Source organism: Pseudomonas abieticivorans, assembly GCF_023509015.1.
GTDB classification, from domain to species: domain Bacteria; phylum Pseudomonadota; class Gammaproteobacteria; order Pseudomonadales; family Pseudomonadaceae; genus Aquipseudomonas; species Aquipseudomonas abieticivorans.
In genome coordinates this window covers 3,379,911-3,406,107 of record NZ_CP094975.1, presented here as the reverse complement: position 1 = coordinate 3,406,107, position 26,197 = coordinate 3,379,911, and the positions used below count along the sequence as shown (strand labels likewise).

The window sequence follows — 26,197 nt, the reverse complement described above, 5'->3', positions numbered from 1 at the left end:
GTGGCGCTTTCGCGGATGAATCCGTTCCCACAGGTTGCAGCTTGCGTAGAAGCGGATTTATCCGCGAAAAAGCGCGATTCACCCCCGGCCAGCCATGCTGTTATGATGCGCGGCTTTTTTCCGACCTGTAATAAAGCCGGGCTCCTGCGCGAGTCTGTGCTTTGCTATTTGGGTCGATACATTCACGGCGCCGGGGCGCGCCACGGGGAGCAGGCATGCTGGAAAGGCTGTTTCAACTCAAGGCACACAACACCAACGTGCGCACCGAGATACTTGCGGGCATCACCACGTTCCTGGCCATGGCCTACATCCTGTTCGTCAACCCGAGCATTCTCGGCGAGACCGGCATGGACAAGGGCGCGGTCTTCGTCGCTACCTGCCTGGCCGCGGCCATTGGCTCGACGATCATGGGCCTGATCGCCAACTACCCGATCGCCCTGGCGCCGGGCATGGGCCTGAACGCCTTCTTCACCTACACCGTGGTGCTGCACATGGGCCACACCTGGCAAGTGGCGCTGGGTGCGGTGTTCATCTCAGCGGTGCTGTTCTTCCTGCTGTCGATCTTTCGTATTCGCGAATGGATCGTCAACAGCATCCCGCTGCCGCTGCGTTCGGCAATTGCCGCCGGTATCGGCCTGTTCCTGGCGCTGATCGCCCTGCACAACGCCGGCATCGTGGTCGGCAACCCGGCCACCCTGGTGGGCCTAGGCGACCTCAAGCAACCGGCGCCGATCCTGGCGGCCGTAGGCTTTGCCGTGATCGTTGCCCTGGAAGCGCTGAAAGTGCGTGGCGCGGTGCTGATCGGCATCCTGGCCGTGACCATCATCTCGATCCTGGCCGGCTTCAGCCCGTTCGGCGGCGTGATGTCGATGCCGCCTTCGCTGGCACCGACCTTCCTGCAACTGGACATCAAGGGCGCCCTGGACATCGGCCTGGTCAGCGTGATCTTCGCGTTCCTGTTCGTCGACCTGTTCGACAACTCCGGCACCCTGATCGGCGTCGCCAAGCGCGCAGGCCTGATGGGCAAGGACGGCCACATGCCAAAAATGGGCCGCGCACTGATCGCTGACAGCACCGCGGCCATGGCCGGTTCCCTGCTGGGCACGTCCACCACAACCAGCTACATCGAGTCGGCGGCGGGCGTGAGCGCCGGTGGCCGCACGGGCCTGACCGCCGTGGTGGTGGCCATTCTGTTCCTGCTGGCGCTGTTTTTCGCCCCGCTGGCCGGCAGCGTGCCGGCCTTCGCCACCGCGCCAGCGTTGCTGTTCGTCGCCGTGTTGATGATGTCGGGCCTGGCTGAAATCAACTGGGACGACATCACCGAAGCCGCACCCGTGGTGATCACTGCCCTGGCCATGCCGTTCACCTATTCGATCGCCAACGGTATCGCTTTCGGCTTCATTTCCTGGACGATGATCAAGCTGTTGTCGGGCCGCCTGCGCGACCTGAACCCGGCGCTGATCATTCTGTCGATTTTGTTCGTTATCAAGTTGGGCTGGTTCAACGCATGAGTACGGTTCTGGACCCGGCTGACTACAGCCGTCAACTGGACGCCAAGGTCGCGCGCCTGCGCGATTTGCTGGCCCCCTTCGACGCACCGGAGCCTGCGGTGTTCGACTCGCCGCGCGAGCATTACCGCCTGCGTGCCGAATTCCGCCTGTGGCGGCAAGACGGCCAGCGCCATTACGCCATGTTCGCCCCGGGCGAGAAGCACGTGCCGATCCTGATCGAGGACTTCCCGATCGCAAGCCTGCGCATCAATGAATTGATGCCCAAGCTCAAATCGGCATGGCAAGGCAATGCGGCCCTGAGCAACAAGCTGTTCCAGGTGGAGTTCCTGACCACCCTGGCTGGCGATGCGATGGTTACCCTGTGCTACCACCGCCCGCTGGACGAGCACTGGCAGGCCGCCGCCGAGCAGTTGGCCAGTGAGCTGAGCGTGAGCATCATCGGCCGTTCCAAGGGCAAGCGCGTGGTCATCGGCCGCGATTTCGCCGTGGAAAAACTCGACGTGGCCGGGCGCACTTTCAGTTACCAGCAACCCGAGGGCGCCTTCACCCAGCCCAACGGCACGGTCAACCAGAAGATGCTCAACTGGGCCTATGAAGCCTTGGGCGAGCGCCAGGACGACCTGCTGGAACTGTATTGCGGCAACGGCAACTTCACCCTGCCCCTGGCCACCCGGGTGCGCAAGGTACTGGCCACCGAAATCAGCAAGACCTCGGTGAACGCGGCGCTGAACAACCTGGCCGACAACCAGGTGGATAACGTCACCCTGGTGCGCCTGAGCGCCGAAGAGCTGACCGAAGCGCTGAACGAAGTACGCCCGTTCCGCCGCTTGCAGGGCATTGACCTGAAAAGCTACGAATTTGGCAGCGTGTTCGTCGACCCACCGCGTGCCGGCATGGACCCGGACACCTGCGAACTGACCCGGCGTTTCGACAATATCCTGTACATCTCCTGCAACCCGGAAACCCTGGCCGCCAACATCGCCCAACTGCACGACACCCACCGCATCGAGCGTTGCGCCCTGTTCGACCAGTTCCCCTACACCCACCACATGGAGTCGGGTGTGTTACTGGTTCGTCGCTGAGCCCTACGGCGCCGCCTGCTCGCAGGCGGCATTGCCGCCCTGTGAAGCAAATGAGATACTGTCACTATTGTGAACAGTTCTCATCAATACCCCATCCAACTGCTGCTGATCGAAGACGACATCGAGCTTCGCGAACACCTGCGCACGCATTTCGTGGGGCGTGGCTTTACCGTGACCTGCTGCGACAGGGGCGACACCGGCCTGCAACTGGCCGAACGGCAAACCTTCGACCTGATCCTGCTGGACATCATGCTGCCGGGGCTCGATGGCCTGGGCGTGCTCGCCCACCTGCGCCGCGAGCAGGGCATACCGGTGATATTGATGTCGGCCCTGGGCGCCGAGCAGGACCGCATTGCCGGCTTTACCCAAGGCGCCGACGACTATCTACCCAAGCCATTCAGCCTGGCCGAGCTTAACGCTCGGGTCGACGCGCTGCTGCGCCGGGTGGCCATGGACCGCCGGGCGCCCGCAGCACTGCCCGTCGACAGCCAGGCACTGCAACTGAATGCAGACCTGCAGGACGTTGCCTTGGCCGGGCGCAACGCCGGGCTGACTTCGTCGGAATACCGCCTGCTGGTCACCCTGCAGCAACACGCAGGCGAAGCATTGAGCAAAGCCTTTCTGTACCAGCAGGTGCTGCACCGTGGCTACACCCGCCTGGACCGCGGGCTGGACGTGCACGTGTGCAACCTGCGACGCAAGCTGGCAGCTATCGAGGTGCGCGACCTGCAGATCCAGGCCGTGCGCAACCAGGGCTACGTACTGGTACGGGCCGGCTGATGCCCCGCCGCCATTCCTTGCTGTGGAAGCTGGCGTTTTTACAGGCCGGCTTCTGCCTGCTACTGACCTGGCTGATCTGGTTCTGGGGGCTGGAGGTGGAGCGCAGCACCTATTTCCTCGATATACCCGACCGTGTGCTGCTGGCTGACTACGCCGCCCAGGCCGAACAGGTCTGGGAACAGGGCGGCACGCCTGCCGTCGACCGTTGGCAGGCTGCGACGCGGCACAAGGAGAACACCTGGGTGGCGGTGATCGGCCCGCACCTGGAAAGCTTGAGCAGCCAACCGCTAACCGCCGAGCAATCGAGCCACTTGACCTTCATGCGCAAGCTCGACTGGCCCATGAGCCGGCGCCTGCAGGATGAGCTGCCGTACGTCAGCATCGACTTTCCCCGCCACCCGGCAAACGGCCGGGTGGTGCTGCAACTGCCCGAGCGCCTGCTGCCCGCAGGGCTCACGCCCTGGACCCACGTGCTGACCCATGGCGTGGTACCGGCGTTGCTGGCGATCATGCTGGGCGCCCTGCTTTACCGTCACCTGGTGGCGCCGCTCAACGAGTTGCGCGAACGGGCCAACGCACTGCGCGCCGATGACCTGGAAAAAGGCACCCGCAGCCGCGTCGCCCGCCGCCGCGACGAACTGGGCGAACTGGCCAAGGCGTTCGACCACATGGCCGAACGGGTCAAGCAAAGCCTGCATCAGCAACGCCAACTGCTGCGCACGCTGTCCCATGAAATCCGTACGCCCCTGACCCGCCTGCGGGTAGCCAGCGAGAGCAACCTGCCACCGGCGCAATTGCAGCAACGCCTGGCACGGGAAGTCGACGACATGCAGCGGCTGGTGGACGATGCCCTGGACCTGGCCTGGCTGGATGCCGAACGCCCCCAGTTACCCACCGAACCTGTGGTCATGCTCTCGGTATGGGAGGCCTTGGTGCAGGATGCCTGCTTCGAAACCGGCTGGCCGCCCGAGCGCCTGCGCTGCGAACTGAGCGCCGATTGCCTGATACAGGCGCACCTCGACAGCCTGGCCCAGGCGGTGGAGAACCTGCTGCGCAACGCCATCCGCCACTCGCCGCCCGACGGCCTCATCACCCTGCGTGGCAGGCCTGCGGGCGACTGCTGGCTGTTGCAGCTGGAAGACCAAGGGTGCGGGGTGGCCGACAGCGAACTGGAACGGATTTTCGAACCGTTCCTGCGCCTGGACGGCACCCCGGGCAAAGGTTTCGGCCTGGGCCTGAGCATTGCCCGCCGGGCGATTCAATTGCAAGGCGGCGAACTGTGGGCCAGCCGGGGCGAAATCGGCCTGTGCATGAACCTGCGACTACCCCGGGCAAATGTTTAGAAAGTTAATGCGCTTTACTCGCAATTGTTAGTCATTATCATCCGTGATCTTCCATGGCTTTGCGCTATCAGCCTGCCCCGACGTACCCGGAGATCACCGATGTATCTGCGATTGCCACCCCTGCCCTTTTTCGCCCTGTTGCTAAGCAGCTGCAGCCTGTTTTCCGTCACTGCAAAGGCCGCCGAAACCACGGCGCCAGCGCCGATCGTGCTGGAGTCCCAGACCGTGCTCGGTACGGCTGAAGAAGAGATCAAGCAGGCGCCGGGGGTTTCGATCATCACTGCCGACGACATCAAGAAACGCCCACCGGCCAACGACCTGTCGGAAATCATCCGCACCATGCCGGGCGTCAACCTGACCGGCAACTCCAGCAGTGGCCAGCGCGGCAACAACCGGCAGATCGACATTCGCGGCATGGGCCCGGAAAACACACTTATCCTGGTGGACGGCAAACCGGTGGGCAGCCGCAACTCGGTGCGTTACGGCTGGCGCGGCGAGCGGGACAGCCGTGGCGACACCAACTGGGTGCCGGCCGACCAGGTCGAACGCATCGAAGTGATCCGCGGCCCGGCTGCGGCCCGGTACGGCAACGGCGCGGCGGGCGGCGTGGTGAACATCATCACCAAAAAAGCCAGCACGCAGACCCACGGCTCGGTCACTGTGTACGACTCCTTCGCCCAACACAGCGAAGAGGGCACCACCAAACGCATGAACTTCGGCCTGAACGGCCCGCTGACCGACAACCTCAGCTACCGGGTGTACGGCAACGTGGCCAAGACCGACTCGGACGACGCCGACATCAACAGCGGCCACGAGTCGGTGCGCACCGGCAACCAGGTCGGTACCTTGCCAGCGGGCCGCGAAGGCGTGCGCAACAAAGACTTCAATGGCTTGCTGAGCTGGAGGCTGTCCCCCGAGCAAACCCTGGATTTGGAGGCCGATTACAGCCGCCAGGGCAACATCTATACCGGCGACACCCAGAACACCAACTCCAATAGCACGGTGAAAGCCCTGCTCGGTACCGAGACTAATCGCCTATACCGCAATACCTACTCCATCACCCACCGTGGCGATTGGGACTTCGGCAGCTCGTTGGCCTACGTGCAGTATGAAAAAACCCGCAACAACCGTATCAACGAGGGCCTGGCGGGCGGTACCGAGGGGATCTTTTCCAACAGTGACTTCTACACCACTACCCTGCAAGACCTGACCGCCCACGGCGAGGTCAACCTGCCGCTGCACTGGGGCGTGGACCAGGTCATGACCCTGGGCACCGAATGGGTCGAGTCCAAGCTCGACGACCCCAGTTCCAACACCCAGACCACCACGGCGGGCGGCACGGTATCGGGCATCACCAGCACCCACCGCAGCACCGAGTCGTCGGCGCGCATCGCCTCGTTGTTCGTCGAGGACAACATTGAATTGCTGCCTGGCACCCGCGTGACTCCCGGCCTGCGCTTCGACCACCATGACATCGTCGGCGACAACTGGAGCCCGTCGCTGAACCTGTCCCAGGTTCTGACCGACACCCTGACGCTCAAGGCCGGCATCGCCAAGGCCTACAAGGCACCCAACCTTTACCAACTGAACCCCAACTACCTGCTGTACAGCAACGGCCAGGGTTGCTACGGCCAGACCACCGCCTGCTACCTGCAAGGCAACGCCGACTTGAAAGCTGAAAACAGCATCAACAAGGAACTGGGCATCGAGTACAAGCACGACGACCTGGTTGCCGGCCTGACCTACTTTCGCAACGACTACAAAAACAAGATCGAGTCGGGCCTGACCCCGGTCGGCACCGCGACAGGCGGCACCGGCAGCACCGCCAATGCCAGCATCTACCAGTGGGAAAACATCCCCAAGGCGCTGGTCGAAGGGCTGGAAGGCAACCTGAGCCTGCCGTTGTCCGAGCACGTGAAATGGAGCAACAACTTCACCTACATGCTGCAATCGAAGAACAAGGAAACCGGCGACGTGTTGTCTGTCACGCCTAAATACACCTTGAACTCGATGCTGGACTGGCAGGCCAGCGAAGACCTGTCGCTGCAACTGAGCGTTGCCTACTACGGCAAGCAGAAGCCCAAGAAGTATGACTACCACGGCAACCGCGTCACCGGCACCGCCAACCAGGAACTGTCGCCCTACGCCATCGCGGGCCTGAGCGGCACCTACGCCATCACCAAGAACCTGAGCCTGACTACCGGCATCGACAACCTGTTCGACAAGCGCCTGTGGCGCGAAGGCAATGCCCAAGGGGTGACCAACATCGAAGGCGCCGGCGCCGCCACTTACAACCAGTCGGGCCGCACGCTATACACCAGCCTGACGGCGTCGTTCTGATGCGCGCCCTGCTCCTGCTGGCATTGGCAGCCCCGCTGGCCATGTCGCAACCACGGCCCGAGCAGCCCATGGACACGCACATCCTGCAATCGCCAAACCTGGCCTATCAGTTCAGCACGCAAACGCTGGGCTCGGCGGACGGCCAGCGCCACTACCGGCTGTGGATCGCCCGGCCGCAACGCCAGGCGCCCGCAGCCGGTTACCCGGTGGTGTACCTGCTGGACGGCAACGCCGCCTTGGGCGCGCTGGACGCTAACCTGCTGCAGCAGTTGAGCCGTGGCAGTGCACCCGTGCTTGTAGCGGTGGGTTATGACACGCCGCTGCGTATAGAGCGTACGGCGCGCACCTTCGACTACACCCCGCAGGTGGCGGGTGCCGAGCAAAAAGATCCGCTGACTGGCCAGCCCAGCGGTGGCGCCGATGCGTTCCTGGACCTGCTCGAGCAACGCATAAAGCCCTTGGTCGCCAGCGGCATGCCGCTGGACAGCCAGCGCCAGGCGCTGTGGGGGCATTCCTATGGCGGCTTGCTGGTGCTGCATGCGTTGCTGACTCGGCCGGGGGAATTCCAGACCTACGCCAGCGCCAGTCCGTCGTTGTGGTGGGGCCCCGCGCCCCTGCAAGCCGAGGCGCCAGGTTTTGCCCAGCGCCTGGGCAAACAGCGCGCGCAGTTGCTACTGATGCGCGGCGATAATGAGCCGGGGTCACCCCGCGCGGCGCCTTCCGGTCAGCCGGCGGACAGTGCTGCACGGACTCTGCTCAGCACCCTGCAACCGGTCAAGGGTTTGCACACCGAGTACAAAACCTTCCCCGGGCTTGGCCACGGTCCGATGCTCGACACCTCGCTGCGCTACACCCTGCAATGGCTGGAAGATCATGCCCCCCACCCTGTAGGAACGGATTCATCCGCAAAAAAAACACCGCTGGGTACCTGATACTCAGCGGTGCTCTCTTCGCGGATAAATCCGCTCCTACCGGTCGGGGGTGTAGCCATTACACCTCGGCGGCACGACTTCTGTAGGAGCGGATTCATCCGCGAAAAAAACACCGCTGGGTACCTGATACTCAGCGGTGCTCTCTTCGCGGATAACTCCGCTCCTACCGGCCCGGGATGTAGTCATTACACCTCGGCAGCACGACTTCTGTAGGAGCGGATTCATCCGCGAAAAAAACACCGCTGAGTACCTGATACTCAGCGGTGCTCTCTTCGCGGATAAATCCGCTCCTACCGGTCGGGGGTGTAGCCATTACACCTCGGCAGCACGACTTCTGTAGGAGCGGATTCATCCGCGAAAAAAACACCGCTGGGTACCTGATACTCAGCGGTGCTCTCTTCGCGGATAAATCCGCTCCTACCGGTCGGGGGTGTAGCCATTACACCTCGGCAGCACGACTTCTGTAGGAGCGGATTCATCCGCGAAAAAAACACCGCTGGGTACCTGATACTCAGCGGTGCTCTCTTCGCGGATAAATCCGCTCCTACCGGCCCGGGATGTAGCCATTACACCTCGGCAGCACGACTTCTGTAGGAGCGGATTCATCCGCGAAAAAAACACCGCTGGGTACCTGATACTCAGCGGTGCTCTCTTCGCGGATAAATCCGCTCCTACCGGCCGGGGATGTAGCCATTACACCTCGGCGGCACGACCTCTGTAGGAGCGGATTCATCCGCGAAAAAAACACCGCGTAATACCTGACACTACGCGGTGTTCTTTTCGCGGATAAATCCGCTCCTACAGTGGGGGCAGGGGTTAGCTGACTTTGCGTTGCGGCGCGCCGTGCACCATGGTGTAGGCGTAATCCACGCCCATGCCGTAGGCGCCGCTGTGTTCGCGCACCAGCGCCATCACCGCGTCGTAAGTCTCTTTGTGCGCCCAGTCACGCTGGTATTCGAGCAGTACTTGCTGCCAGGTCACCGGCACTGCACCGGCCTGGATCATGCGCTGCACCGACATGTCGTGCGCCTCCTTGGTGGTGCCGCCGGAGGCATCGGTCACGATGTACACCTCAAAGCCTTCGGCCAAGGCTTCCAGGGTCGGGAAGTTCAGGCACACTTCGGTCCACAGCGCGGCGATCACCAGTTTCTTGCGACCGGTCGCCTTCACCGCTTCCACCAGTTTCTTGTCTTCCCAAGAGTTCATCGAGGTGCGCTCGATGGGCTGCTGGTCCGGGAACACGCCCAACACTTCCGGCCAGATGTAGCCGCTGAAGCTTTCGCTTTCCACCGAGGTCAGGATCGTCGGCACATTGAACAGCTTGGCGGTCTTGGCCAGGCCTACCGTGTTGTTCTTCAGGGTCTGGCGATCGATCGATTGTACGCCGAAGGCCATTTGCGGCTGGTGGTCGATCAGGATCAGGGCGGAGTTGGTTGGGTTGAGCAGTTCGCGGATAGACATGGCGTGTTCCTTTTGCAGTCGAGGCGTAGGGTTGAATTCAGTTTGCTCGGCGCTGGTTTGCTGCCGGCTTGGTCGCTAATTTAGGCCCTGGCCTTCCTCGAAACAATTACCCATAATTGAGACTTATTGATTCCATAAAAGGGACAGTCATGGATCGTATCGACTGCATGCGCGCCTTCGTCGCCACCGTTGGCCACAACGGCTTCGCCGCCGCCGCCCGCGCGCTGGACGTACCACGCTCGAAAGTGAGCAAACAGATCGGCGCGCTGGAAGAAGCCATCGGCGTGCAATTGCTGCAACGCACCACGCGCAGCCTGCACCTGACCGAAGCGGGCGCTGAGTACTACGACGCCTGCCGCGAGGTGATCGCCTCGCTCGACGAAGCCGAACAGCGTGCGCGCAATGGCGTGGGCGAAATCCGTGGGGTGCTACGGGTGAACGCGCCGATGTCCTTCGGCCTGCGCCAGCTCGGGCGCTTGATCCCGCTGTTTCACCAACAGCACCCGCTGGTGGAAGTGCAACTGGTGCTTAGCGACCAACAGGTAGACCCGGTGCGCGGCGGCTTCGACGTGACCATCCGAATTGCCAGCCTGACCGACTCGACCATGGTGGCCCGTGAACTGGCGCCTGCGCCGCGGGTACTGGTTGCCTCGCCTGGTTACCTGGAGCGTGCCGGCACGCCGCTTGAGCCAACCGACCTGGCCCAGCACCAATGCCTGAACTACGGCTACCTGCAAAGTGGCGTGAGCCTGGCCCTGAGCAATGGCAAGGAAACCCGCCGCGTGCACGTCAACGGCCCGCTACACGCCAACAACGGCGACGTATTGGCCCAGGCCGCCGAAGCCGGCATGGGCATCGCCCTGCTGCCGCTGTTTATCGTTGAAGACGCTGTCGCCGCCGGGCGCCTGGTGCCGGTAATGTGCCAATGGCAGGCACCGCCCATCAGCATCAACGCGGTGTACCCCTCGGCGCGGCGGGTGCCACAGAAAACTCGGGCGTTTCTGGACTTCCTGGCACAGGCATTGAGCGCTTGAACATAGCTGGTCATATATACGTACTTGCCGATGGAGCGGCCGAGCGTCAACACTAACGCACTCATTGGACTGCTGCCACGGATGGCTCATGAAACACTTAATTCCCCTTTAGTTTAATTCAAAAAAATTAACACTCCTTCCTTTACTGGCCCATGCCCGCGAAGCGCGCAATGCTGCGCGCTAAACGGCACGATGGACAATAAAAATGACAATACAAAATCTTTCAGGTCGACTGAAAAACCCTCATACAAAACATTGCAAACATCCTTCTTACCCAGAGGCCTGCGAACAATGAAAATGACTCATCTATTACTCGCCTTGTTAATCATGATTATCTGGGGTTTAAATTTTTCAATCACAAAAGTTGGCCTTGAATCGATCAACCCGCTGATACTGGCCGGCATTCGCTTCCTGCTCTGCGCGCTACCGGCAATATTTCTGGTAGGCCTTCCCCGAACGCTCTGGCGTCACGTCGCAAGCTACGGGCTGCTATTCGGCGTAGGCGTATGGGGGCTGGTCAATCTGGGCATCAGCAGCGGGCTGTCGGCGGGGATAGCCTCACTGGTATTACAGACAAGCGCATTTTTCAGTATTGCCATGGGTGTCTGGTTTTGCCGCGAGAGCTTCAACCGCGTCCAACTGTACGGGATGCTTATCGCGGCCTTGGGCCTGGCTAGCGTATTGTTGATCGATGATGGTTCAGTCACGTTCGATGGCTTGATACTGGTGGTCGTTGGCGCATTCGCCTTGGGGGCGGCCAATATCATCATCAAGAAAGCCGACACCCGCGAGGTGTTCAATTTCCTGGTGTGGGCCAGCCTGTTTGCGCCACTGCCACTGTTTGCCTTGGAACTGTTACTCAACGGCACGCAAGGTTTCACATCATTGGCCACGCAATTGGACAATGCCGCGATCACCTCCATACTGTTTCAAGTGTACCCCAACACACTATTCGCCTATTGGGTTTGGAATACTTTACTCAACCAATACTCGGTATCCACCGTGGCCCCTTTGACCTTACTCGTGCCTGTATTTGGCATGCTCGGGTCGATACTGATCTTTAACGAAGCCATTACGCCAGACAAGGTAGTAGCGGCCACGCTGATTCTATTGGGGCTTGCTGTCGGGCTTTATGGCAGGTGGTTGCGGCCAACGCCTGGGGTCATCAACACTTGAGAGCCACCCCCCGGCGAGGCAGGCAGAACACTGCGGCCGGGGCGCTGTAGGAAAACCACCATCAACCCGCTGCCGCAAATCAGGCCAATGCCTGCATAGGCGAAGACATCGGGGGTATCGCCAAAGACCAAATAACCTATGGCTCCGGCAAACACGATCTGCAAATAGCTGAACGGCGCCAGCACCGCCGGCGGAGCGTGCTGAAAGGCGTGGGTCAGCAACAGGTGGCCGAGCATGCCGCAGCAGCCCATGCACAGGGCGATCAGCGCGTGCTCCAGGTGCAGGTCTTGCCACACCAAGGGCAGCATCGCGCTCAGGCACACCGTGTTGACCAGGCCAGTAAGGAAGTTGCTGGTGTTGGGGCTGTCAGTGGCCCGCAACACTCGGGTCAGCAATTGATAGCCACTGAAGCACAGCGCGGCCATCACCACCAACAGGGTCGCCGGGTTGAACATCGCGCCGCCCGGGCGAACGATGAACACAATGCCCAGAAAGCTGGTGCACACTGCCAGCCACTGGCCGGGTGTCACCCGCTCCTTGAGCAGGGGTGCCGACAGCGCGGTCACGAACAGCGGGGCCATGAAGTTGATCGCCGTGGCTTCGGCCAACGGGATGAACACCAGGCTTGAGGTAAAAAACAGGCTGCTGCCCAACAGGCAGATGGCACGCACAACCTGCAGCCCTGGGCGACGAGTGCGCACCAGTGAAAGTCGATATTTGGGGGCGAACAACGTGAACATCGCCAAGGTGTGCACCGTGTAGCGGGCCCACACCACCATGATCACCGGGTACAGCCCGGCCAAGTACTTGGAGCACAGGTCATGGCCGGAAAACAGCATGACCGCCACCACCACCTGAAATATCCCCAGGGGTGCCCGGTCCGCCGTTGGCTTGATCATGTGTGTTTCTCGGGTTGTTCGCGTTGTTATAGCCCCACACGTTACGTTTGTGCCGGGCTATCGTCTATGCAATGATCTAAATCCTCAGTATTGCCCCAGACAATAACAACATGCCTGAGCCTCTCTACCCGATCGATTCAAAACAGTTGATCCTGTTCGATGAGATCTACCGCACCCAAAGCATTACCCGCGCCGCCGAACGCCTGGGCCTGGCGCAACCAACCGTGAGCATCTGGTTGAAGGAATTGCGCCGGCGCTTCGACGACACGCTGTTCGTGCGCACCGGTGCCGGCATGCTGCCCACGGCCAAGGCTGACGCGCTGATCAGCATCGTGCGCCAGAGCTTGGAAAGCTTGCGCAGCCTGGACGACAAGGGCGCTCTATTTGACCCGGCCACGTGCCGGCGCACCTTTCGCCTGGCCATGAACGACGCCAGCCATATCTCGGTGCTGCCGCGCATCCTCGGCCATTTGCGCCAGCAGGCGCCCTTGGCCAGTCTCAATGTGGTTGCCTTGGGCAAGGACACCGCCCAGCACCTGGAGATGGCCGAGGTGGACCTGGCCATCGGCTATAGCCCGGAACTCGGCAGCGGGGTCTACCAGCAAGCACTGTTCAGCCAGGACTTTATCTGCCTGGTCAGCGCCCAGCACCCACGCATCGGTAACAGCCTGTCGCGCGAAGACTTCGAGCGCGAGGCGCACATCGCCATTGCCCAGACCGGCTCGGTGACCTCGGAAATTTCCGGCTTGCTGGCCCAGCAAGACATCAAGCGTAACGTCGTATTGCGCGTGGAGAGCTTCATGGGCCTCAATACGCTGATCGCCACCTCGGACCTGATCGCCACCGTGCCCCGCCAGATCGGCGACATCCTGGCCCTGACCGGTGCTACCAAGGCCCTGGAATGCCCGGTGAAATTGCCCGCGTTCGTGCTCAAGCAACACTGGCACGCACGGTTTCATGAAGAAAGCGCCAACCGTTGGCTGCGCAGCAGCACTGCCCGGTTATTTGAACGAGGCTGATCCAGCCTTAACGCCTTGCAAGGAGCCACCGTTTGAACAGCCCGACCGCCGCCCCGTTATCCGCCTCCCGCTCGCGCCTGATGGCGTTGCTGGTAGCCGGCGCCTTCTTCATGGAAAACCTCGACGCCACGGTGATCGTCACGGCGCTGCCGGACATGGCCCGCTCGTTCAACGCCAGTGCCGTGGACCTGAACATCGGCATCACCGCCTACGTGCTGACCTTGGCGATTTTCATCCCGGCCAGTGGCTGGGTGGCGGACCGTTTCGGCCATCGACGGGTGTTCATGGCGGCGTTGGCGCTGTTCACCTTGGCATCGGTACTGTGTGCAGGTTCCCAGTCGCTGCTGCAATTCACCGCCGCGCGGGTGCTGCAGGGCGTCGGCGGGGCAATGATGGTGCCGGTCGGCAGGCTGGCGGTACTGCGCAATACCGAGAAGAGCGACCTGCTGCGAGCCATCGCGTACATCACCTGGCCGGGGCTGGTGGCCCCGGTACTTGGGCCGCCCGTGGGCGGTTTCATCACGACCTATGCCTCGTGGCACTGGATTTTCTTGCTCAACGTGCCGCTGGGCTTGATAGCGCTGGCATGTGCCTGGCGCTTGATCCCCAAGAACGTCAGCGACGCCGAGTCCAAGCCTTTCGACCTGCTGGGCTTCGCGCTGTGTGCCCTGACCTGCGTAGGCCTGCTGTACGGCCTGGACCGCCTGGGCCAAGCGCCCAAGGACTGGCATGCCTACGTGTTGCTGGCCGTCAGCGCCGTGTTGATGGTGGCGATGGTCAAGCATGCCCGCCAGCATGCGGCACCACTGCTGAGGCTCGATGCGCTGAAGGTGAAAACCTACTCGGTGACCTTCAACGGCGGCTCGCTGTTCCGCGCCATGGTCAGCGCCCACCCATTCTTGCTGCCGTTGATGTTCCAGCTGGGCTTTGGCTATGACGCCTTCACCTCGGGCCTGTTGGTGTTGACGCTGTTCGCCGGCAATATCGGCATGAAGCCAATGACCACGTGGGTACTTCGCCGCTACGGCTTTCGCCAGACACTGATCGGCAGCGGCCTGGTGCTGACCGTTACCACTTTCGCTTGCGCCTTCATGAGCCCGGGCACGCCGCTGGCGTTGATCGTGCCGGTGCTGCTGATCTCCGGCATGGCCCGCTCCATGGGGTTTACCGCCTACAGCAGCATGGCCTTCGCCGACATGCCCAAGCCGCTGATGTCGTCGGCCAACACCCTGTTCAGCATGGCCCAGCAACTGGCCTTCGGTTTGGGCGTGGCCTTGGCGGTGATCATCCTGCGCCTGAGCGAATCGGCGCTGGGCGTGGACGGCAATAGCCTGGCCAGCTACCACATGGCGTTCGGGGTGATTGGCGTGCTGACGTTGTTGTCGATGGCCGATTTGTGGCGTTTGCCAGCAGACGCCGGGGCACAGGTTTCCGGGCACACGCAACGTACCTGACCGATGCGGCGTGCCCTTCGCGGATAAATCCCGCGCCTACGGGTGGGCGCGGTAGCCCTGGTTGGATCAATGGCGAAAATACCCATCCAGCCGCACCACATCATCCTCCCCTAACCCACCCGCCAGGTACCTGAGCTGCACATCCGCCAACAGCCAGGCGTGCCTGGCTTCGGCCAGTTCGCGCTGGCTGGTGTAAAGCTGTTGCTCGGCGTCCAGCACGTCCAGGTTGATGCGCTCGCCGCCCTTCACGCTTTGCCGGGTAGCGTGCACCCGCGCGCGGGCCGACTCGACGGCCAGGCGGTAGGCGCGCACCCTGGCCGCCCCGCTGACACGGGCATTGAAATGCCGGCGTAACTCGTTGAAGGTGCTGGCGGTCAGGGCATCCAGCTCGTATTGCGCCTGGGACAGCTGGCGGCTCGCCTGGCGGGTAGAAGCCATGACGGCCCCGCCGGCAAACAACGGCACGCTGACCTGAACCCCGATACTGTTAGTGTCGTAGCGCTGTTCGTAGGTACTTTCGGAGTCCGAGCGGGTTTGCCGGTTGTTGGCAAACAGGTTCACTTTGGGCAGGTGGCCGGCGCGCTGGCGCCGAACTTCGTGTGCCGCAACGTCCAGGCCGTGGCGCTTGCTGGCCAGTTCCCAATTGTTGGCCTGAGCCTGCCCGCGCCAATGCTCAAATTGAGCAGGTAGCAGGGGCGTGATGGGCAGATGTTCGGCCAGCGGCCTGAGCACTTCGGGGTTGATGCCAAGCATACCTTGCAGCTCATCAAGCGCCACGGCTTGCAGATCCAGGGCCTCGATCAGTTCGGCATCGGCCAGGCTAAGCCGCGCCTGTGTCTCCAGGACGTCGGTACGGGTGCCTTCGCCACCGGCCAGCAAACGCTGGTTCAAACGCAAGCGCTCGACCAGCGCACGCTGGCGCGCAGCGCCCAATTCCAGCCGCTCACCGGCCAGCAGGGCCTGGCTGTAACTGCGCAATACCCGCACCAGCAACTGCGCACTTTGCCCCCGCCAGCGCTCATCGGCCATGGCCGTCTGGGCTTGGCCCTGGCGGTAGCGGGCCATGGCTTCGAAGTCGAGCAACGGTTGTGAAAGGCTCAAGGTCGCGGCATAACTGCGGTAATCACGCTCAGTGCGAATCGCCCCTTGCCACACCTCGGACTGGCTGCGTGAGGTGCTGTACTGCCACGACAGGCTCGGCAATAACCCCGCACGCCCCACGTTACGGTGCTCTTGGGCAGCGGCATGTTGCTGTTGCTCGGCCTGCAACGTCGGGTCATTGGCCAGGGCCAGCTCATAGGCCTGCTTGAGGCCCAAAGCCTGGGTATTCGTCGCATACAGCATGCACAGCACGATAAGTATCGAACGGGTCATGCTCATTCCTCTGCCAGGGCCACGTGGGCGCGATCACGCAACGGCTTGGTCAAGTAACTGAGCAGCGTGCGCTCACCGGTGCGCACAAACGCTTGCACCGGCATGCCGGGCCGCAACGTCAAGCCCACCAACTGCGCAGCGCCCGCCTCGCTGACGTCGATCTGCACGCTGTAATAGGGCTCGCCACCGGCGGCGTCCTGCTGGCGGTCAGCCGACAGCAGGCTCACCCGCCCCGCCACCCGTGGCGTGGTGCTCTGGTTGAAGGCCACGAACAGCAACTCGACAGGCGCCCCGACCTGGACCTTGTCCACCAATGCCACGGGTAGGCGCGCCTCGACCTGCAACTGCACGCCCTGCGGCACGATGTCCAACAAGGTGTGGCCTGCCTGGATCACCCCACCTTCAGTGACCACCTGCAAACCGCTGACCACCCCTGCCACCGGCGCGCGGATCGAGGCGTTAGCCAATTCGAACTGCGCGGCCACCAAGCGATTTTCCAGGTCTGCCCTGTTCACGCGGACCTGCGCCAGTTGGCGACCCACTTCTTTGTAAAAGTCCTCGGTCAACTGCCGACGCTGCAGGCGCAAGCTTTCGATCTGCCCGTGCAACTGGCCAACCCGGCCCTCTTGCTCGTTGATCAAGGCCACCAACTGCGCCTGTGACCGCTCGTTGTCGAGCAAGCGGCCGCGAGTGATATAGCCCTCTGACGCCAGCCGACGAAGGTTGAGCAGTTGCTCGCCCGACACCCGACGCTGTTGCTGATTGCTGGCGAGGGCCCGCAGCACACCTTGCAGCTGCGAGCGCGTGCCGCTGATGTTTTGATCAAGGCCTTGCTGTTCCAGGCGCAACGCCTGGGCACGATGGCTGAACAACTGTCGTTGCAACGCCATGCCGGGCTCGGCTTGGGCGCCGGCACTGTGCAGGGCTGCGGCGAACGCAATCTGTGCCTGGCGAGCGAGCTCGGCCTCCAGCCGCGACTCGTCGGCCAGCGCGCTCAGCCATTGCGCATGCAGTGAATGCACCTGGGATTGCACTGGTACCTGCTTGAGGCTCAGCAGTACCTGGCCGGCCTCTACTGCTTGGCCATTGTGTACATGAATGCGCTCGATGATGCCGCCAGCCGCGTGCTGCACCACCTTGCGCTGGCCTGTGACCACCACCGTGCCGGGCACCGCGACACCCTGGGCCAGCGGTGCCAGGGCCGCCCAGGCCAAAAAGCCGAGAAAGCCGACGAGCACCAGCGCCCAGCCGCACCTGGCATATCGACGCTCATCCACGTGCAGGGCAATGCCGCTCATGCCGGCCACCCTGTTTGGCCAAGCCGGTAGCTCAGCGCCGGTAGCACGGCAGCAGGCTTTTCGGCCAGGGCGGCGAGCACTTTGGCGGTAGGGCCGATCATCTGCAGATGCCCCTTGCGCAGCACCAACAGTTGCTCGGTGACGCCCAGAATGCCCGGCTTGTGGCTGATCAATATCAACGTGCGGTGCAGTTGTTTAAGCCGCTCCACTGCCCGCAACAACGCGTGCTCGCCTGCGGCGTCGAGGTTGGCATTGGGTTCATCCAGCACGATCAGCGCCGGCAGCCGATACAGCGCACGGGCCAAGGCGATGCGTTGCTTTTGCCCGCCGGAGAGCCCGGCCCCGCCCTCGCCCAGCAAGGTTTCGTAGCCTTGCGGCCATTGCAGAATCAGCCCATGCACGTCAGCCAGTTGCGCGGCCGCCAGCACCGCGTCGCTGTCCACCGGGCCAAAGCGGGCAATGTTTTCGGCAATTGTGCCGGCGAACAACTGCACATCTTGGGGCAGGTAACCGACATGCGGGCCTAACTGTTCACGGTCCCAGTGCGCCAGCGATGCCGCATCCAAGCGTACCTGGCCGGTCAACGGAGCCCACGCCCCTACCAGCAACCGGGCCAGGGTCGACTTGCCACCTCCCGAAGGGCCCATCACCCCCAGCACCGTACCCGCCGCCAGATAGAAACTCAGATCATGCAAGGTGCGCCGGCGAGTACCCGGCGCAACGGCGCATACTTGCTCCACCGAGAGCTGCCCGGTAGGCGGCGGCAGAGCCATGCGCACCGACCGAGGTGGGTGCGCCTGCAGCAGTTCATCCAGCCGCCCGAACGCCTGGCAGGCCGAAGTCCACTGCTTCCATACTCCAATCACTTGGTCGATAGGGCTCAGCACCCGCCCCATCAGGATGGACCCAGCGATCATCATCCCGGCGCTGATCTGCCCATCAATCGTCAGCATCGCCCCCAGGCCAAGTACCAGCGACTGCAGGGCAAGGCGCACACACTTGGCCCCCGCGCCGAGCAGCGCCGCGCGCTCACTGGCCAGGTTCTGCCGGGCTAGAAAACCATGGTGTCGTTGCCGCCAGCGGCCGCGCAAGGCAGCCAGCATGCCCATGGCCTCGATGGTTTCGGCATTGTTCAATTGCGCGCTGGCCAGGCGGCTGGCCTGCCCGGCCAGAATACCGGCGTCGGCGAGCGGCTGATGGGTAAGGCGCTGGTTAAGCCAGGCCAGGCCCAGCAGCAGCAACGCACCGCCCAAGGCAAAGGCCCCCAGGGCGGGGTGAAAGAGGTAGATCACCCACAGGTAAATCGGGAACCACGGTGCATCGAACAACGCAAACAGCGCGTTGCCCGTCGCAAATTGACGCAGGCTGGTAAGGTCGTCCAGCGCCTGCCCAGCCGAGCCCTGCCCGCGCCTCAATTGCGATTCGAACGCGGCGTCGTATACCCGCGGGTTCAACGCGACGTCCCATTGCGAACCCAGGCGAATCACCAACAGCCCCCTCGCCCATTCCAGCGCCCCCATCAGGGCAAACAGCCCCAGGATCATCAGCGTCAGCATCAACAGGGTGGTCGGGTTACCAGAGGCCAACACCCGGTCGTACACCTGCAACATGTACAACGCCGGGGCCAGCATCAACACATTGATCACCGCCGAAAACACCGCGACGTTAAACAGCGCTCCCTTGCTGGCTTTCATCACCGCCAGCAACTCGTTACCAGCACGTACCTGTGGCCGTGTCATGGCTTACATCCTTGATAGGCATGGCTTCGCCCCGCGCATTGACAGCCGCGCGTGGCTAAACTCAAAATTCGGTGACCGGCGCAGCCCTGGCCTTCGAAAACTCGGGCTGAGCCGGTGCTCAACAAAGGCGGATGGGAGATTGCTCTTCCATCCGCTTTTCCATGGTGTCGCTATAAATCAGGCCACCATGGCCCAGTCGTCAAACTCTGCCATCCCCACCAGTGCTGCGGGCACGGTCGACGGCGCGGCCGCCAGGCCAGCCGCCACTTGGTCAAAGGTCGATGCAGTGGACAGGTTGTAGTCGTCCAACAGATCGTTGAGGCGCGCTTCCAGTTGGGTGGTTTCACCTTTCATCAGGCCATAGACCAGTTCATGGACAGGGTTGCCGGCACGACCTGCACCGAACTCGGCAGTGAGGTCGAGGCCGTTGAAACTGACTTCGTTTTGCTCGAGGGTGAAGTTTGTGCCTTTGCCTCCTTGCAGGCCTTCACCGAGCTTGATGTTGTCCAGGTTGCCCCAGAGGTAGTGGTTTTGGTTGCTGCTTGGCAGGCCGAAAATACTGAACTCATAGTGCAAACCCATATCGGTGTTGCTTTCAGCGACAAAGGCATAATTACCCACCTTTGCTTGAGTACCATATTGCTCCCCTCCAGGGTTGAAGCCGTTATTTTTATTAAACGATCCAGTATTCGCTTTGCCATGCCCGGCGGTATCAAACTCAGACGCCCATGAATTCAGATAGCCCTGAATCGAGGTAGCACCCTGGGTAGCTGGATAATTAACAGAGATAGCCATATTTACTTCCTTCTTAATTGGCGGATAAAGCCGCCCCTTCTCTGCTCAACACTGAGCAAAATCCATCAAATTGTTTTAACCATTAGAAAGAGTACTGCAAGGTCCCCGTCAGGGTCCGTCCCTTGGCAAAGCTCAGGTTCTCTTGGTCAGCCATACCCACAAAGTAGGTTTCATCCGTGGTATTTTCCAATACAAACATTACACCTAATTGTTTGCTCAGTTGGGCACTCGCGAATACATCATAGGTACCGTACTGCGGCCAACCTACGTTTCCAAACCCCGTGATGTCCTCCCCACTACCATCACTGAACTTGTAACGCAAACCGACATCTAACTTTCTATCGAAAAATCGCGAACCCAATGTGACCGCCCCTCGATCAACCGGCATATAACTGGCATTCCCAAATATATTATTGCAATGCGCTCTGCGATTACCAGCCGCATCATCAACGTAACCATACTCACCTGTAACGGGATTCACATGCATTTTAAGTGCACCGCCCAGTGGAGAACTTCGAGAACAGAACCTATTTGAACCGATCATCTGAGTATATACAAAATCACCATAAACCCTACCCATATCATAATTCAATTTGTAATCAAACCCGCGAAACCTGGCAGCATTCAAACTATTGACCCCCATGATCTCGCCCAAGCCACCAACCCCCCTACCTGGCATAGTTATACCCATCGCCGTATAAATGAAATTATCAATACGCGTATTGAAGTAAGCAATCTTGGCAACCAGTCGATCATCGGTAGTAAACAGCGAATGCTTAAAGATATTCAAACCCAACTCCCAATCCCGAGAGCGCTCGTCTTTAAGAAACGGATTGGCATAGACAAACTCACTGCCACCGGCATGTGGTGGCCCCGACATGAACGTTTCCGTGGCAACAGGGGTTCGCGCGCCTCGCCCCCATTTCCCATACACCTCCAACCAATCCACACCGGGCTTTATACCAACAGAGAGCGTGGGCAAAAAATGTCCCGATTGACGATCCACGTCGTAAACCTTGACAAACTTTTGATACTTCCTCCTTTCTGTCGTGGGCGCCCAGTAAGTGTTGCCAGTTCTTCCCTGCAAGCGGGCCTGGTCATATCGAAGGCCACCCTCCACCTGCAACCAATCGCCATACTCATAGCCCAAACCAGTCAACACACCCGCCACCGTCCGAATACCCTTTGGGTTCATGGCTTCCACGTAGGGTAATCCTTTACCCGGCTGCTCTTTACGATCGGTGGAGGCATACGAACGATCTTCGTAGATATCCACCCCCTGGCTCCACTTCAACGCCCCCCACGCGCCTAGCTCGAAACTGGACTTGTTCCCCACCTGCAAGCCCCAGGTGTTGGTTTGGAAGAGATTATTATATTCAGGCAGATGATTAGCTGAGTCCAGAGATCGTCCGTTATCAGCACCCCAACGTTTCAATTGAGTCCTGACAAAATAGAGTTTTGCACTTGCATCCACCCAAGCATTATCCGGCACATAGGTATAGTCCAGCGAATAATTATGCGCTGCGATATTATCCCTGCCAGTCAGCTTATGCCCGATAAAGTTACCTTCATTATCTGACCACGCCCAAGAGTTTTTACTATCCGCGTCCGTACGCAAATAGTTAACTTGCACCCGCTGATCATGGGGCAGATTCAAGCCAAACTTGAACATTTGCGAACGGGTAACACTGCCACTGTCTCCAATTTCACTGGCGAGCCAGTCGTTGTAGAAGTTGCTTCGCCCCCAATGCTTTCGGATTTTATCATCGAGCCTCGTATCATTATTCTGCCCCGCCGTATAATTCCCGAAATGCCGTTCACTGACCCCCACCAACAGATCCCCCACCTCATTCCCCACAGCAACCACGCCGCTGCCATTGAAGTAAGTTCCATTGCCCATCACTCCCAATCCATGGCCGGCGCGCAACCTTCCTCCGTATTCCTTGTCGGCGGTCAAAAAGTCACTAGCCTCCCAAGTGCGGAAGGTGGCGATGCCGCCCAGTGCTCCTGCCCCGCCCATGCCGGATTGGCTGCCTTTATCGATTTGCACGCCGGAGAGCATTTCCGGGTCCACCAGCAAGGTGCCGTTGCGTTGCTGGTGGCCGTTGACGTTGAAGTTCTGGCGCATGCCGTCGATGTTCATGTTCACCCGGCCGTAGTCCTGGACACCGCGGATGTTGACCGACAGGCCAGGGTCGCGCTGGTTGACGGCGGTGTACACGCCCGGGGTTTCCTCAAGCATGTCGGCGGCGTGGCGCGGGGGGCGTTTGTCGATTTGCTCGCGGCTGATCAGCGAGATCGAACGCGGTGCCCGGTACACCCAGTCGTCGGGTTTTTCGGCGCTGGCGGTGATGTCCGTCGGCTCAAGCTCGACGGCGCCCTGGCTGGCCGGTTGCGGGATCAGGGTCAGTTGCTGGTCCCCGGTAAACTGGTAGCGCACGGGGTGGCCGGCCAGCAGGTGCTGCAGGGCGGCTTCAAGGTTGAGGGTTTGTTTGAGTTCGGTACTGCGCAGGCCCTGGAGCAACTGGCGGTCGAACAGCACTTGCACACCTGCCTGCTGCGCCAGCACCTGGACGGCCGTGTCCAGTGGCTGTGCGGGAATATCGACGTCAATCGGCAGCGCCTGGCGAGCGGTGTGTTCCCGCCCTTCGCGCTGCTCGGCTGCACAGACCAGACTTTCCCCGGCCAGCAGTCCGAATATTCCCAGGTTGAGGGCAAGGGCGCGCAGGCCCTTGCGTTGCAAGACGATCATTATGGTTTTCCCTTGATTGGCAGATCTTGTGGGTGAGAATCGATCTCACTGACAAAACGACCAAGGCGGGAAAACTCAGTAAATTTAGTTGAACGCTTTACGCACGATCAGACGCGGCCTACAGGTCGGCCGCCGTCATCTGGCCGAGCGCAGCCCAAGTCCGCTCTGCGTAGGCCAAGGCTTGGGCGTGCTGCGGGTTTTGCGCCAGCCATTGCTCAAGTGCGCTCTGCTCGATCAGGTTCAATGGCCCGGCTTGCTGGCGCACCGCCCAATGGGCGGCGGTTTCATTGATGCTCTGCGAATGGTCCACGGGTGAATCTCAACGGTTGGGGATGGCGTTACTATGCCATCGTCCTTCAGCAATTGCCGTAGGACGTTAGTAAGACTTTTCCTTCAGACGCTGCATGATAAATACCAGCCCCTGTGCCAGATGCTTCTGCACGCTACTGTCGGATATATCCAACTGGCGTGCAACCTCCGCATGGGTCATGCCTTCAATGCGATTCAACCTGACGATTTCGCGCGTGCGCTCGGGCAATGCCCGCAGGGCCGCCGCCAAGGCTTGCCGTTGCTGGGCGGCGATCGCCTGGGTTTCGAGACAGGTAGTTTCGTCCACCACCGGCTCGAGCCCTTCCTCGGAAAACGTGTGGGTCTTGCGCCGATGCTCCTGGCGCATGTGGTCGATCATCAGGTTGCGCGCCACCCGGTACAAGTAGGCCGCCGTCAGCACATTGGCACTGCCCGATGGCTGTTCGGCCAGGCGCAAGAAACTCTCCTGAACCAAGTCGGCTGCCAATTGCGGGTCTTTTACCTGTCGCGTCAGGTAACGCTGCAAATTATGCGAATGCCCGTCAAACAGGGCCTTGAGATCCTTATCCAACACTCCTTTTCCCTAAGTGCAATGCGAGAGGCGGGCATCTTAAGCCGCATTGAGAATGGGTATCAAATGTAACAGAGGTAGGCAATCAGACGAGGTGACGTCAAATTCATTTGACCAAATTAACTAGTTAGTACAATTTAGAGGCACTCGCTCCATCGATACACACCAAAAATAACAAGGGAGTTTCCCGATGAGTCGTACCGTTCTGGTGCTTAACGGCCCGAACCTCAACATGCTCGGCACCCGCGAACCGGCTACCTATGGCCACGAAACCCTCGCGGACGTCGACGCCCTGTGCCAGCGCAGCGCTGCCACGCTCGGGCTTGAAGTCGAATTTCGCCAGACCAACCACGAAGGCGTTGCCATCGACTGGATTCACCAGGCGCGCGGCCGTTGCGCGGCAGTGGTGATCAACCCTGGCGCCTGGACCCACACCTCGATTGCCCTGCGCGACGCCTTGAGCGCCGCTGAATTGCCGGTGATCGAAGTGCATATTTCCAACGTGCATGCGCGCGAAGAATTCCGCCATCACAGCTACATCTCCGGCATTGCCGTGGCCGTGATGGCAGGCTTCGGCACTAACGGCTACCGCCTGGCGCTCGAACACGTCGGCCACCTGCTGAACAATAAAAAAGGTTGAACCCCATGTCCCAGAACAAAAAAACCAGCATTCTGGCCGGCCTGATCGGCTCCGGCATCCAGGCTTCCCGCACCCCTGCCCTGCACGAGCGCGAAGGCGCGGCGCAAGGCCTGGGCTACCTGTACCGGCTGATCGACCTGGATCAGTTGAAGCTCGACACCAGCGCCCTGCAGGACCTGCTGACCGCCGCCGAGCGCATGAGCTTCACCGGCCTTAACATCACGTTCCCCTGCAAGCAGGTGATTCTGCCGCTGCTCGACGACCTGTCGCCGGAAGCCCGTGGCATCGGCGCGGTGAACACCGTGGTGCTCAAGGACGGCAAGCGCATCGGCCACAACACCGACTGCCTGGGCTTTGCCGAAGGCTTTCGCCGTGGCATGGCCGAGGCGCCGCGCAAGCGCGTGGTGCAAATGGGTGCCGGCGGCGCCGGTGCCGCCGTGGGCCATGCGCTGTTGATCGAAGGCGTGGAGCAGTTGAGCATTTACGACGTGGAACTGAGCCGCGCCCAGGCATTGGCCGACAACCTCAACCAGCACTTCCCGGGCAACCGTGCTCGTGCCGGCAAGGACCTGGCCGGTGACATGGCCCAAGCCGATGGCTTGGTCAACACCACGCCGATGGGCATGGCCAAGCTGCCGGGCATGCCCGTGCCCAAGGACATGTTGCACAAAGGCCTGTGGGTGGCCGAGATCGTCTACTTCCCGCTGGAAACCGAACTGCTGCGCGAAGCCCGCGCCCTGGGCTGCCGCACACTGGACGGTGGCACCATGGCGGTGTTCCAGGCAGTCAAAGCGTTTGAATTGTTCAGCGGCATCGAGCCGGATTCGGCGCGCATGATGGAGCATTTCGCCAGTATGAATGGCTGAGTCAGCGCCACGAGCAGCCGTTATTCGATAATCGGCTTGAGCAACCCCTGCGCTTCGTACAGCGCCGTCAAGTAGCGCTGCTGCATCGCCCCCACCGTCAACCGTGACGCGTGGGTGGTGATCGACAGCGCCGCTTTCAACTCGCCCTTGCGATCTGGCAACGGCACGCTCAGCACCCGCATCCCCGCTTCGAACTCCTGGTCGACACAACAAAACCCTTGGCTGTGCACTTGCGCCAGTTCGGCTTTAAGCCTTTGGGCTGAAGTTATCGTGTAGGGCGTCAACGCCTCCAGCCGAGTGCGCGCCAGGTACTCATCCAACTGCGCTTCATCCAACACAGACAACCAGATCCGCCCGCTGGCCGTGCAATACAGCGGCAGGCGCGAACCGGGCCGGATCGACAGTGACGAGACATGGCTGTAGCGGCTGCGCACCACGTGCACGATGTCATCGCCGTCGCGCACACCTACCGAAATGTGTTCCTGGGTGGCACGCGCCACCTGTTCGACGATCGGCCGCAGCATGCGCGGCAACTGCGCCGAATCCACATAGGCTTGGCCAATGCGCAGCGCCTTGGCGGTCAGCCAATACTGGCGCCCGTCGGTCTCGACGAAGCACTCTTGCACCAGGGTCAGCAAAAACCGCCGGGTGGCACTCTGGGTCATGCCGGACAACTGCGCGGCCAGCGGCACGGTGAGCTTGGGGTGGTCGGCGCTGAACAGTTGCAGCAACGCCAGGCCTTTTTGCAGCCCCACGATCAGGTCGCGGGAATGGATCTGCGGTGTTGTCACGCATCAGCCCCTTTTTGTCATTTGACTGCGA

At 61.2% G+C, this 26,197-nt stretch carries 22 protein-coding genes; 12 read left to right on the top strand and 10 right to left on the bottom strand.

What is annotated here, in order from left to right:
- Positions 1–215 precede the first annotated feature (215 nt).
- The 6 genes from L9B60_RS15590 (at position 216) to L9B60_RS15565 (ending at position 7,988) form a co-directional block, all read left to right on the top strand.
- Positions 216–1,511 (top strand): NCS2 family permease, encoded by a 1,296-nt coding sequence (locus L9B60_RS15590; RefSeq protein ID WP_249671551.1) that lies wholly within the window; start codon positions 216–218, stop codon positions 1,509–1,511.
- On the top strand, positions 1,508–2,593 hold the full coding sequence (gene trmA / locus L9B60_RS15585; protein WP_249671550.1) for a tRNA (uridine(54)-C5)-methyltransferase TrmA: 1,086 nt from the start codon (positions 1,508–1,510) through the stop codon (positions 2,591–2,593). Before L9B60_RS15590 ends, trmA begins: the two co-directional genes overlap by 4 nt.
- A gap of 69 nt (positions 2,594–2,662) precedes the next feature.
- Positions 2,663–3,373: a response regulator transcription factor gene (locus L9B60_RS15580; RefSeq protein WP_249671549.1), complete on the top strand. Its 711-nt coding sequence runs from the start codon at positions 2,663–2,665 to the stop codon at positions 3,371–3,373.
- Positions 3,373–4,716, top strand: coding sequence for a HAMP domain-containing sensor histidine kinase (locus tag L9B60_RS15575; RefSeq protein WP_249671548.1), 1,344 nt, complete (start codon positions 3,373–3,375; stop codon positions 4,714–4,716). Before L9B60_RS15580 ends, L9B60_RS15575 begins: the two co-directional genes overlap by 1 nt.
- A 99-nt stretch (positions 4,717–4,815) precedes the next feature.
- Positions 4,816–7,056 (top strand): TonB-dependent siderophore receptor, encoded by a 2,241-nt coding sequence (locus L9B60_RS15570; RefSeq protein ID WP_249671547.1) that lies wholly within the window; start codon positions 4,816–4,818, stop codon positions 7,054–7,056.
- A complete protein-coding gene (locus tag L9B60_RS15565) occupies positions 7,056–7,988 on the top strand; it encodes an alpha/beta hydrolase (RefSeq protein ID WP_249671546.1) in 933 nt (310 codons plus the stop codon). Before L9B60_RS15570 ends, L9B60_RS15565 begins: the two co-directional genes overlap by 1 nt.
- 816 nt (positions 7,989–8,804) lie before the next feature.
- Here the strand turns inward: L9B60_RS15565 and L9B60_RS15560 are convergent.
- The gene (locus L9B60_RS15560) at positions 8,805–9,449 is read right to left on the bottom strand and encodes a hydrolase (protein ID WP_249671545.1); all 645 of its coding nucleotides are present in this window, start codon (positions 9,447–9,449) and stop codon (positions 8,805–8,807) included.
- A gap of 149 nt (positions 9,450–9,598) precedes the next feature.
- Between L9B60_RS15560 and L9B60_RS15555 the strand changes: the two genes are divergently transcribed.
- Both L9B60_RS15555 and L9B60_RS15550 read left to right on the top strand, forming a co-directional pair.
- A complete protein-coding gene (locus L9B60_RS15555) occupies positions 9,599–10,483 on the top strand; it encodes a LysR family transcriptional regulator (protein WP_249671544.1) in 885 nt (294 codons plus the stop codon).
- A gap of 291 nt (positions 10,484–10,774) precedes the next feature.
- Positions 10,775–11,659 (top strand): EamA family transporter, encoded by an 885-nt coding sequence (locus L9B60_RS15550; protein WP_249671543.1) that lies wholly within the window; start codon positions 10,775–10,777, stop codon positions 11,657–11,659.
- Here the strand turns inward: L9B60_RS15550 and L9B60_RS15545 are convergent.
- On the bottom strand, positions 11,614–12,558 hold the full coding sequence (locus L9B60_RS15545) for a DMT family transporter (protein ID WP_249671542.1): 945 nt from the start codon (positions 12,556–12,558) through the stop codon (positions 11,614–11,616). The two genes, L9B60_RS15550 and L9B60_RS15545, sit on opposite strands and share 46 nt — an antisense overlap.
- A 110-nt stretch (positions 12,559–12,668) precedes the next feature.
- On the opposite strand from L9B60_RS15545, the gene L9B60_RS15540 reads away from it, so the two are divergent.
- Positions 12,669–13,577, top strand: a complete 909-nt coding sequence (locus tag L9B60_RS15540; RefSeq protein ID WP_249671541.1) for a LysR family transcriptional regulator — start codon at positions 12,669–12,671, stop codon at positions 13,575–13,577.
- 32 nt (positions 13,578–13,609) lie between these two features.
- On the top strand, positions 13,610–15,031 hold the full coding sequence (locus L9B60_RS15535; protein ID WP_349631950.1) for an MFS transporter: 1,422 nt from the start codon (positions 13,610–13,612) through the stop codon (positions 15,029–15,031).
- Between the two features lie 66 nt (positions 15,032–15,097).
- Here L9B60_RS15535 and L9B60_RS15530 read toward each other — a convergent pair whose 3' ends face one another.
- From L9B60_RS15530 to L9B60_RS15500, 7 genes are all read right to left on the bottom strand, one after another.
- Positions 15,098–16,411, bottom strand: coding sequence for a TolC family outer membrane protein (locus tag L9B60_RS15530; RefSeq protein ID WP_438865985.1), 1,314 nt, complete (start codon positions 16,409–16,411; stop codon positions 15,098–15,100).
- Entirely contained in the window at positions 16,408–17,703 is a 1,296-nt protein-coding gene (locus tag L9B60_RS15525) for an HlyD family type I secretion periplasmic adaptor subunit (RefSeq protein WP_249671539.1), read from the bottom strand. Before L9B60_RS15525 ends, L9B60_RS15530 begins: the two co-directional genes overlap by 4 nt.
- Positions 17,700–19,442: a type I secretion system permease/ATPase gene (locus tag L9B60_RS15520; RefSeq protein ID WP_249671538.1), complete on the bottom strand. Its 1,743-nt coding sequence runs from the start codon at positions 19,440–19,442 to the stop codon at positions 17,700–17,702. The genes L9B60_RS15525 and L9B60_RS15520 overlap by 4 nt, the downstream gene beginning before the upstream one ends.
- Before the next feature lie 177 nt (positions 19,443–19,619).
- Positions 19,620–20,237, bottom strand: a complete 618-nt coding sequence (locus tag L9B60_RS15515) for a heme acquisition protein HasA (RefSeq protein ID WP_249671537.1) — start codon at positions 20,235–20,237, stop codon at positions 19,620–19,622.
- A gap of 82 nt (positions 20,238–20,319) precedes the next feature.
- A complete protein-coding gene (locus tag L9B60_RS15510) occupies positions 20,320–22,989 on the bottom strand; it encodes a TonB-dependent receptor (protein ID WP_249671536.1) in 2,670 nt (889 codons plus the stop codon).
- Positions 22,990–23,107: 118 nt separating this feature from the next.
- Positions 23,108–23,299: a FecR/PupR family sigma factor regulator gene (locus tag L9B60_RS15505; RefSeq protein WP_249671535.1), complete on the bottom strand. Its 192-nt coding sequence runs from the start codon at positions 23,297–23,299 to the stop codon at positions 23,108–23,110.
- 66 nt (positions 23,300–23,365) lie between these two features.
- On the bottom strand, positions 23,366–23,872 hold the full coding sequence (locus L9B60_RS15500) for an RNA polymerase sigma factor (RefSeq protein WP_249671534.1): 507 nt from the start codon (positions 23,870–23,872) through the stop codon (positions 23,366–23,368).
- A gap of 187 nt (positions 23,873–24,059) precedes the next feature.
- Here L9B60_RS15500 and aroQ point away from each other — a divergent pair, with 187 nt between their 5' ends.
- Positions 24,060–24,509, top strand: a complete 450-nt coding sequence (gene aroQ / locus L9B60_RS15495; protein ID WP_249671533.1) for a type II 3-dehydroquinate dehydratase — start codon at positions 24,060–24,062, stop codon at positions 24,507–24,509.
- A gap of 5 nt (positions 24,510–24,514) precedes the next feature.
- Positions 24,515–25,375, top strand: coding sequence for a shikimate dehydrogenase (locus L9B60_RS15490; RefSeq protein ID WP_249671532.1), 861 nt, complete (start codon positions 24,515–24,517; stop codon positions 25,373–25,375).
- A 20-nt stretch (positions 25,376–25,395) separates the two neighbouring features.
- Here L9B60_RS15490 and L9B60_RS15485 read toward each other — a convergent pair whose 3' ends face one another.
- A complete protein-coding gene (locus L9B60_RS15485) occupies positions 25,396–26,166 on the bottom strand; it encodes an IclR family transcriptional regulator domain-containing protein (protein ID WP_249671531.1) in 771 nt (256 codons plus the stop codon).
- Positions 26,167–26,197: the final 31 nt, after the last annotated feature.

Excerpts from the sequence above, each read along its gene's own strand:
- L9B60_RS15515 (WP_249671537.1), bottom strand. The coding sequence starts at position 20,237 with ATGGCTATCTCTGTTAATTATCCAGCTACCCAGGGTGCTACCTCGATT.
- L9B60_RS15555 (WP_249671544.1), top strand. The coding sequence starts at position 9,599 with ATGGATCGTATCGACTGCATGCGCGCCTTCGTCGCCACCGTTGGCCAC.
- L9B60_RS15545 (WP_249671542.1), bottom strand. The coding sequence starts at position 12,558 with ATGATCAAGCCAACGGCGGACCGGGCACCCCTGGGGATATTTCAGGTG.
- L9B60_RS15540 (WP_249671541.1), top strand. The coding sequence starts at position 12,669 with ATGCCTGAGCCTCTCTACCCGATCGATTCAAAACAGTTGATCCTGTTC.
- trmA (WP_249671550.1), top strand. The coding sequence starts at position 1,508 with ATGAGTACGGTTCTGGACCCGGCTGACTACAGCCGTCAACTGGACGCC.
- L9B60_RS15490 (WP_249671532.1), top strand. The coding sequence starts at position 24,515 with ATGTCCCAGAACAAAAAAACCAGCATTCTGGCCGGCCTGATCGGCTCC.
- L9B60_RS15570 (WP_249671547.1), top strand. The coding sequence starts at position 4,816 with ATGTATCTGCGATTGCCACCCCTGCCCTTTTTCGCCCTGTTGCTAAGC.
- L9B60_RS15530 (WP_438865985.1), bottom strand. The coding sequence starts at position 16,411 with ATGAGCATGACCCGTTCGATACTTATCGTGCTGTGCATGCTGTATGCG.
- L9B60_RS15590 (WP_249671551.1), top strand. The coding sequence starts at position 216 with ATGCTGGAAAGGCTGTTTCAACTCAAGGCACACAACACCAACGTGCGC.
- L9B60_RS15520 (WP_249671538.1), bottom strand. The coding sequence starts at position 19,442 with ATGACACGGCCACAGGTACGTGCTGGTAACGAGTTGCTGGCGGTGATG.
- aroQ (WP_249671533.1), top strand. The coding sequence starts at position 24,060 with ATGAGTCGTACCGTTCTGGTGCTTAACGGCCCGAACCTCAACATGCTC.
- L9B60_RS15565 (WP_249671546.1), top strand. The coding sequence starts at position 7,056 with ATGCGCGCCCTGCTCCTGCTGGCATTGGCAGCCCCGCTGGCCATGTCG.
- L9B60_RS15525 (WP_249671539.1), bottom strand. The coding sequence starts at position 17,703 with ATGAGCGGCATTGCCCTGCACGTGGATGAGCGTCGATATGCCAGGTGC.
- L9B60_RS15560 (WP_249671545.1), bottom strand. The coding sequence starts at position 9,449 with ATGTCTATCCGCGAACTGCTCAACCCAACCAACTCCGCCCTGATCCTG.
- L9B60_RS15510 (WP_249671536.1), bottom strand. The coding sequence starts at position 22,989 with ATGATCGTCTTGCAACGCAAGGGCCTGCGCGCCCTTGCCCTCAACCTG.
- L9B60_RS15550 (WP_249671543.1), top strand. The coding sequence starts at position 10,775 with ATGAAAATGACTCATCTATTACTCGCCTTGTTAATCATGATTATCTGG.
- L9B60_RS15575 (WP_249671548.1), top strand. The coding sequence starts at position 3,373 with ATGCCCCGCCGCCATTCCTTGCTGTGGAAGCTGGCGTTTTTACAGGCC.